Annotated in this window: 8 protein-coding genes; 5 read left to right on the forward strand and 3 right to left on the reverse strand. The window is 74.9% G+C overall.

Going from position 1 to position 7,278, the window contains the following annotated elements; genetic code table 11:
• The first annotated feature begins 1 nt into the window (after position 1).
• Complete coding sequence (locus FA014_RS05770) at positions 2 to 523, forward strand: SixA phosphatase family protein (protein ID WP_230322904.1); 522 nt, start codon at positions 2 to 4, stop codon at positions 521 to 523.
• Positions 524 to 560: 37 nt separating this feature from the next.
• Here FA014_RS05770 and serB read toward each other — a convergent pair whose 3' ends face one another.
• The gene (gene serB, locus FA014_RS05775; RefSeq protein WP_230322905.1) at positions 561 to 1,199 is read right to left on the reverse strand and encodes a phosphoserine phosphatase SerB; all 639 of its coding nucleotides are present in this window, start codon (positions 1,197 to 1,199) and stop codon (positions 561 to 563) included.
• 61 nt (positions 1,200 to 1,260) lie between these two features.
• Positions 1,261 to 2,502, reverse strand: a complete 1,242-nt coding sequence (locus FA014_RS05780; protein ID WP_154728747.1) for a glucose-1-phosphate adenylyltransferase — start codon at positions 2,500 to 2,502, stop codon at positions 1,261 to 1,263.
• A 70-nt stretch (positions 2,503 to 2,572) separates the two neighbouring features.
• On the opposite strand from FA014_RS05780, the gene glgA reads away from it, so the two are divergent.
• Positions 2,573 to 3,793 (forward strand): glycogen synthase, encoded by a 1,221-nt coding sequence (gene glgA / locus FA014_RS05785; protein ID WP_154728748.1) that lies wholly within the window; start codon positions 2,573 to 2,575, stop codon positions 3,791 to 3,793.
• 7 nt (positions 3,794 to 3,800) lie between these two features.
• On the opposite strand, the gene FA014_RS05790 is transcribed toward glgA, so the two are convergent.
• Entirely contained in the window at positions 3,801 to 4,625 is an 825-nt protein-coding gene (locus FA014_RS05790; protein WP_154728749.1) for a hypothetical protein, read from the reverse strand.
• Between the two features lie 55 nt (positions 4,626 to 4,680).
• On the opposite strand from FA014_RS05790, the gene FA014_RS05795 reads away from it, so the two are divergent.
• The 3 genes from FA014_RS05795 to FA014_RS05805 form a co-directional block, all read left to right on the forward strand.
• On the forward strand, positions 4,681 to 5,466 hold the full coding sequence (locus FA014_RS05795; protein ID WP_154728750.1) for an ABC transporter ATP-binding protein: 786 nt from the start codon (positions 4,681 to 4,683) through the stop codon (positions 5,464 to 5,466).
• Between the two features lie 160 nt (positions 5,467 to 5,626).
• The gene (locus tag FA014_RS05800) at positions 5,627 to 6,109 is read left to right on the forward strand and encodes an NfeD family protein (protein WP_154728751.1); all 483 of its coding nucleotides are present in this window, start codon (positions 5,627 to 5,629) and stop codon (positions 6,107 to 6,109) included.
• Positions 6,110 to 6,181: 72 nt separating this feature from the next.
• Positions 6,182 to 7,278, forward strand: a 1,097-nt coding sequence (locus FA014_RS05805) for an SPFH domain-containing protein (RefSeq protein ID WP_154728752.1), incomplete at its 3' end; no start/stop codon positions are given.

Below are 7,278 nucleotides of genomic sequence, written 5' to 3' on the forward strand. Positions count from 1 at the left end.
CGTGACCCACGGCTCCGCGCACCAGCTCGTCCTGCTCCGCCACGCCAAGGCGGAGCACCCGGGCTCCCTCGACGACCAGCTCCGGCCCCTCGCGCTGACCGGCCGGAAGCAGGCCACCGAGGTCGGCACGGGCCTGCGCGCGGCGGGCCTGGTGCCCGACCTCGCCCTGGTCTCCTCGGCGCTGCGCACCCGGCAGACCTGGGACCTGGTGCGCGCCGGCCTCGAGGTGCCCGCGGAGACCGCACGGCTGTCCGACGACGTCTACGCCGCGGGCATCCGGCAGCTGCTCGGGCTGCTGCGCGGGCTCGACGAGTCGGCCGGGACCGTGCTCGTCGTCGGGCACGAGCCGACCGTCTCGCAGACCGCGGCCGCGCTCGCGGGCCCCGGGTCCGACGACGCGGCGCTGGCCCGGGTGCGGGTCGGTGTCGCCACGGCGTCGTACAGCGTGCTCGAGGTGCCGAGCGCGTGGGCCGCGCTGGAGCCCGACGGCGCCCGCCTGCTCCGCGTGGTCGACCCGGCCTGACCGGGCCGGCGTCCCCCGGCGCTGCGGGCCGCGGGGATCAGGCGAACGGGGGCAGGTCCAGCACCGCGTCCAGCCGGTCGTGCACCTCGGCGTCCGCCTGCGCGCACACGACCGGCTTCGCGTTGAACGCGATCCCGAACCCGGCCGCGGCGAGCATGTCGAGGTCGTTCGCCCCGTCGCCGATCGCCACGGTGCGCTCCAGCGGCACCCCGACCTCGGCGGCGTACTCCCGCAGCGTCCGGGCCTTCACGGCCCGGTCGACGACCTCGCCCGCCACCCGCCCGGTCAGGGCCCCGTGCTCCACCTCGAGCGCGTTCGCGTGGTAGCGGGGGATCCCCAGCCGGTCGGCGAGCGGCCCGACGACCTCGACGAACCCGCCGGAGACCAGCCCGACGGGCCAGCCGCGCCGGTCCAGCTCGGCCAGCAGCTCGACCGCCCCGGGCGTGACGACCACCTCGGCCAGCACCGCGTCGAACACCTGCACCGGCAGCCCCGCCAGCGTCGCGACCCGCGCGCGCAGCGACTCCGTGAAGTCGAGCTCGCCGCGCATCGCGCGCTCGGTGATGTCGGCGACCTCGGCGCGCGAGCCCGCGTGCTCCGCGAGGAGCTCGACGACCTCCTGGGTGATGAGCGTCGAGTCGACGTCCATGACGACGAGGCGGGTGGGTCGCGGCAGGCTCACCCGGGCAGGCTAGCGGGACGCGCCGCAGCCGTGCCCGGCGCGTCCACGCACGGCCCTACAGGTCGATGACGGCGCCCTTCGGGACCACGGTGATGCCGGACTCCGTCACCGTGAACCCGCGCTCCAGGTCGTGCTCCCGGTCGATGCCCACCCGCGCGCGCTCGTGCACCACGACGTTCTTGTCGAGGATCGCGCGGTGCACCTGGGCGTACCGGTTGACGATGACCCCGTCCATCAGCACCGAGTCCGTCACCTGCGCCCAGGAGTGCAGGTACACGCCCGGCGACAGCACGGAGCCCGACACCGTCGCCCCGGACACGATCACGCCCGGCGACACGATGGAGTCGGCCGCGTGCCCGAGGCGCCCGGCGCCGGCGTGCACGAACTTGGCCGGCGGCAGGCCGGTGTAGCCCGTGTAGACGGGCCAGGCGTCGTTGTAGAGGTTGAACACCGGCTCGATCGAGATGAGGTCCTGGTTCGCGTCGTAGTACGAGTCCAGGGTCCCGACGTCCCGCCAGTACTGGCGGTCCCGGTCGGTCGACCCGGGCACGTCGTTGTTGATGAAGTCGTAGACGGCCGCGGTGCCGCGCTCGACGAACGCGGGGACCAGGTCGCCGCCCATGTCGTGCCGGCTGCTCGGGTTCTCCGCGTCCTCGGTCACCGCGCGGATCAGCGCGTCGGTGTTGACGACGTAGTTGCCCATCGACGCGAGGATCTCGCCGGGGGAGTCGGGCAGCCCGACCGGGTCGGACGGCTTCTCCCGGAACGCGGTGATCTTCGTGGGGTCGTCCGCCGCGGTCTCGATGACCCCGAACTGGTCGGCCATCGCGATCGGCTGCCGGATGCCGGCGACGGTCATCTCGGCACCGGTCGCGATGTGCTGGTCGACCATCTGCGAGAAGTCCATGCGGTACACGTGGTCCGCGCCGACGACGACCACGATGTCGGGCCGCTCGTCGTCGAGGATGTTGAGGCACTGGTAGATCGCGTCGGCGCTGCCGAGGTACCAGTGCTTGCCGACCCGCTGCTGCGCGGGGACGGGGGAGACGTAGTTGCCCAGCAGGGTGGACATGCGCCAGGTCTTCGAGACGTGCCGGTCGAGGGAGTGCGACTTGTACTGGGTCAGCACGACGATGTGCAGGTACCGCGAGTTGACGAGGTTCGACAGGGCGAAGTCGACGAGGCGGTAGATGCCCCCGAACGGCACGGCCGGCTTGGCGCGGGCGGCGGTGAGCGGCATGAGCCGCTTCCCCTCTCCACCTGCGAGGACGATTGCCAGGATGCGCGGCGCTGCCATGTGCCGACCGTAGTGCCACCACCTGCGTCTCGGCGAGGCGAACTCCCCGTTCCGCGCTAGCGTGTCGCGCGTGAGAGTCGACCTGCTGACCCGGGAGTACCCGCCCCACGTCTACGGGGGCGCCGGCGTCCACGTGGCGGAGCTCGCCGCGGTGCTGCGACGCAGCGTCGACGTGCGGGTGCACTGCTTCGACGGCGCGCGCGACGAGCCCGGCGTGACCGGGTACGACGTGCCCGCCCCGCTCCGCGACGCGAACCCCGCCCTCGCCACCTTCGGGGTGGACCTGGCCATCGTCGACGGCGTGGGCCGCGGCGAGGGCCCGGCGACCGACCTCGTGCACTCGCACACCTGGTACGCCAACCTCGCTGGCCACCTGGCGTCGCTGCTGCACGGCGTCCCGCACGTCGTCTCCGCGCACAGCCTGGAGCCGCTGCGCCCGTGGAAGGCCGAGCAGCTCGGCGGCGGGTACGCGCTGTCGTCCTGGGCGGAGAAGACGGCGTTCGAGTCGGCCGCCGCGGTGATCGCGGTGAGCGCGGGCATGCGCGCGGACATCCTGCGCTGCTACCCGGCGATCGACCCGGAGAAGGTCCGCGTCGTGCACAACGGCATCGACCTCGCGGGCTGGCGCCGGCCCGAGACGGACGACGAGTGGGCCGCGGCACGGGACGTCGCCCGCGCCAACGGCATCGACCCGGACCGGCCGGCCGTGGTGTTCGTCGGGCGCATCACGCGGCAGAAGGGCCTGCCGTACCTGCTGCGGGCCGCCGAGCAGCTGCCGCCCGAGGTCCAGCTCGTGCTGTGCGCCGGGGCGCCGGACACCCCCGAGATCCTCGCCGAGGTGACCGGTCTGGTCGAGCAGCTGCGGGCCCGCCGGGGCGGCGTCGTCTGGATCGACCGGATGCTGCCGCGGGACGAGCTGGTCGCCGTGCTCGCCACCGGGACGGTGTTCGCGTGCCCGTCCGTCTACGAGCCGCTCGGCATCGTCAACCTGGAGGCCATGGCCGTCGGGCTGCCGGTCGTGGGCACCGCCACCGGCGGGATCCCCGAGGTCGTGGACGCCGGGACCACCGGCTGGCTGGTGCCGATCGAGCAGGTGCAGGACGGCACGGGGACGCCCGTCGACCCGGACCGGTTCGTGGCCGAGCTCGGCGCGGCGCTCGCCGAGGCCGTGTCCGACGCCGACCGCGCCCGCGCCTGGGGCGCCGCCGCGCGCCGCCGGGTCGAGGAGCACTTCTCCTGGGACGCGATCGCCGACCGGACGCTCGAGGTGTACCGGTCCGTCCTGGGCTGAGCCGCGCTCAGGGCCGGCGCGGGTCCGGGGCGTCGTGCGCCGGGTGCGTCGCCACCGCGAGGGCGCGGCGCGCCGCGCGGTCGACGTCCCGCAGCGCCGTCGTCCGCTGGTCGGCCTGCCAGAGGTTCACCGCCGCGCCGTCGTCGGCGGTCGCGAGGTCGACGATCGCCCGCAGCCGCAGCGCCGAGCCGATGACGCGCACCCGCCGGGGGTCGAGCCCGGGCGGCAGCACGTCCCGCGCGTCCGAGGTGGTGCGCAGCGCCGCGATCTGCTCGGCGGCGTCGGGCCGCCAGCGGGCGACGTCCAGCGTGGTGAGGGCCTCGGTGGCGCGGGTCAGCGCCGTGGTCAGCTCGCGCTCCGCCTCGGCGAGCGTGCCCACGTGGCCGACCAGCGCCGTCCGCCACGGCGCGACCGGGTGCACCTCCCACGTCACCAGGTGGCCGGCCTCGTAGACGCTGCCGAACACCTCGACGCGGGGCACCGCGGCGAAGTCGCCGTCCGGCGTGCTCACCAGCACCGCCTCGCCCGACTCCTGCGCGGCGCCGGCGACGGACGCCGGTGCGCCGGCCGGGTCGCCCGGGGCCGGGAGCACCGCGGCCACGACGCGCGGGCCGCTCGCCCACGCCGCGACGAGGTCGGCGAGGGTCACGGACCCCCGGGCGCCGTCGTCGAGCCCCGGCACGTCGGCGCCGGGGACGGCGACCCGGTGCGGCTCGTCGTCGCCCTGGACGGCGACGAGGGTCCGCTGCACGGGGTCGGCCCCGGCGCCCGCCCGGTCGAGCCAGAGGGCGAGGCGCACGGAGCGGGGCAGGGCGAGGGCGGTGCGGTCCACGCCACCAACGTACGTCCACGTCCGGGCCGCTCCGGGCGGCTAGGGTCTGGTGTCCATGACCGACGTGCTCGACCTGCAGGACGTGACCATCCGCCGCGGCACCACGACGATCCTCGACGGGCTGTCCTGGACGGTCCGCGAGGGCGAGCGCTGGGTGGTGCTGGGCCGCAACGGCGCCGGCAAGACGACGGTGCTCCAGGTGGCCTCCGGGCGGATGCACCCGACGTCCGGCACCGCCGACCTGCTGGGCTCGCGGCTCGGCCGCGTCGACGTGTTCGAGCTGCGCCCGCGGATCGGGCTCGCCAGCGCGGCGCTCGCCGAGCGCATCCCCGGTGGCGAGGTCGTCCGCGACGTCGTGCTCACCGCGGCCTACGGCGTGACCGGGCGGTGGCGCGAGGCGTACGAGTCCGTGGACGAGTCCCGGGCCACCGACCTCATGGCGGCGTTCGGGGTCGAGCGGTTCGCCGACCGCTTCTACGGAACCCTCAGCGAGGGCGAGCGCAAGCGCGTGCAGATCGCCCGGGCCCTGATGAGCGACCCGGAGCTGCTCCTGCTGGACGAGCCCGCCGCCGGGCTGGACCTGGGCGGCCGCGAGGAGCTGGTGTCCGCGCTGGCCGAGCTCGCCGCCGACCGACGGTCCCCGGTGCTCGTGCTCGTCACGCACCACGTCGAGGAGATCCCGCCCGGCTTCACGCACCTGCTGCTGCTGGCGGACGGCAAGGTGCACGCCGCCGGCCCCGTCGACGAGGTCCTCACGTCCGAGAACCTGACCGGTGCGTTCGGCACCCCGCTCGAGGTCGAGCGCTCCGGCGACCGCTGGACCGCTCGCGGACGGCGCTGACCCGGTTCATCCTGGTTCGTCCCGGCGGTCGACCGGCGCCCGGATTTCCTCACAGGTCGGTCAAGGGATCGTCTAGAATCCTTGGTGAGCGGCCGCTCGCCGGTCGCCGACCAGGACGACGGCGCCCGCGTGCGGGTGCCCGAGGTGAGAGGAGCCGACGATGGACTGGCTGTGGTGGCTGGGCGGTGCGCTGCTGCTGGGCGTCGCGGAGATGTTCTCGCTCGACCTGATCTTCCTCATGCTCGCGGGCGGTGCCCTGGCCGGCGCCCTCGCGGCCGCGCTCGGCGCGCCGCTGGCCCTGCAGATCGTGGTCGCGGCCGCGGCGGCGCTGCTGCTGCTGTTCGCGCTCCGGCCGTTCCTGCTGCACAGCCTGCGTGAGCGCACCAAGCTCGTGGAGACCAACTCCGCCGCCCTGGTCGGCCGGCCGGCCGTGGTGGTCGCCCCGACCGACGCGTCGGGCGGCCGCGTGAAGCTGGGGGGCGAGGTCTGGTCCGCCCGGGCGCTGCTCGTCGGCACCGCGTTCGACACCGGCACCGAGGTCCGCGTCGCGCGGATCGACGGCGCCACGGCGGTCGTGGAGGCCGCCGGCGACCGGCCCGCGACCGACGGCTCCGGCGCGCCCGGGGCCCCCGCGGGCCTCTGACAGGCGGCGGCGGCCGACCGGCCGCCGCCGGGCACCGACGGCCCCACCGGGCCGTGGCTGGGAGGAGACGCAGTGGACGACCCGAGCATCGGCACGATCGTGGGGTGGGTGCTGCTCGCCATCCTCGTGATCTTCGTCGTGGTGACCCTCGCGCGGGCGGTGCGGGTCGTCCCGCAGACCGTCGCGCTGCTCGTCGAGCGGCTGGGGCGGTACCACCGCACCCTGGACGCCGGCCTGCACCTCATCATCCCGTTCATCGACCGGGTGCGCGCCGGCGTGGACCTCCGCGAGCAGGTGGTGTCCTTCCCGCCGCAGCCCGTGATCACCTCGGACAACCTCGTGGTGAGCATCGACACCGTCATCTACTTCCAGGTGACCGAGCCCAAGTCCGCGGTCTACGAGATCGCGAACTACATCACCGGCATCGAGCAGCTGACCGTCACCACGCTGCGCAACGTCATCGGCTCGATGGACCTCGAGCAGACGCTCACCAGCCGCGACCAGATCAACGGCCAGCTCCGCGGCGTCCTCGACGAGGCGACCGGCAAGTGGGGCATCCGCGTGAACCGCGTCGAGCTGAAGAGCATCGACCCGCCGCAGTCCGTGCAGGGCGCGATGGAGCAGCAGATGCGCGCCGAGCGCGACCGCCGTGCCGCGATCCTCACCGCAGAGGGCGTCAAGCAGTCCCAGATCCTCACCGCCGAGGGTGAGAAGCAGGCCGCGATCCTCCGGGCCGAGGGTGCCGCGCAGTCGGCGATCCTCACCGCCGAGGGCGAGTCCCGCGCGATCCTCCAGGTGTTCGACGCCGTCCACCGCGGCGACGCCGACCCCAAGCTGCTGGCCTACCAGTACCTCCAGGCGCTGCCCAAGCTCGCGGCCACCCCGGCCAACAAGGTGTGGATCGTGCCGTCCGAGCTGACCGGCATGCTCGGCCAGTTCACCCAGGGCTTCGCGGGCGCGTTCGGCGGCGGCGCGGCGCCCGAGGCGGCGGCGCAGGGCCGCGCGGCGGGGGAGTCCCCGCTCAGCCCCGGCGACCTGCCGCCCGTGGCGCTGACCGACCCGAAGGAGGCGCTCGCCGAGGCGCGGCGCGAGTCGGAGGCGGCCACCGCGGACGCCACCAGCGCCGGGACGTTCAGCGGCCGGCCGTTCGACCCGGTCGCCGAGGCGGG

The sequence above is a fragment of the Cellulomonas hominis genome (genome assembly GCF_005239125.1).
Lineage (GTDB): Bacteria > Actinomycetota > Actinomycetes > Actinomycetales > Cellulomonadaceae > Cellulomonas > Cellulomonas hominis_A.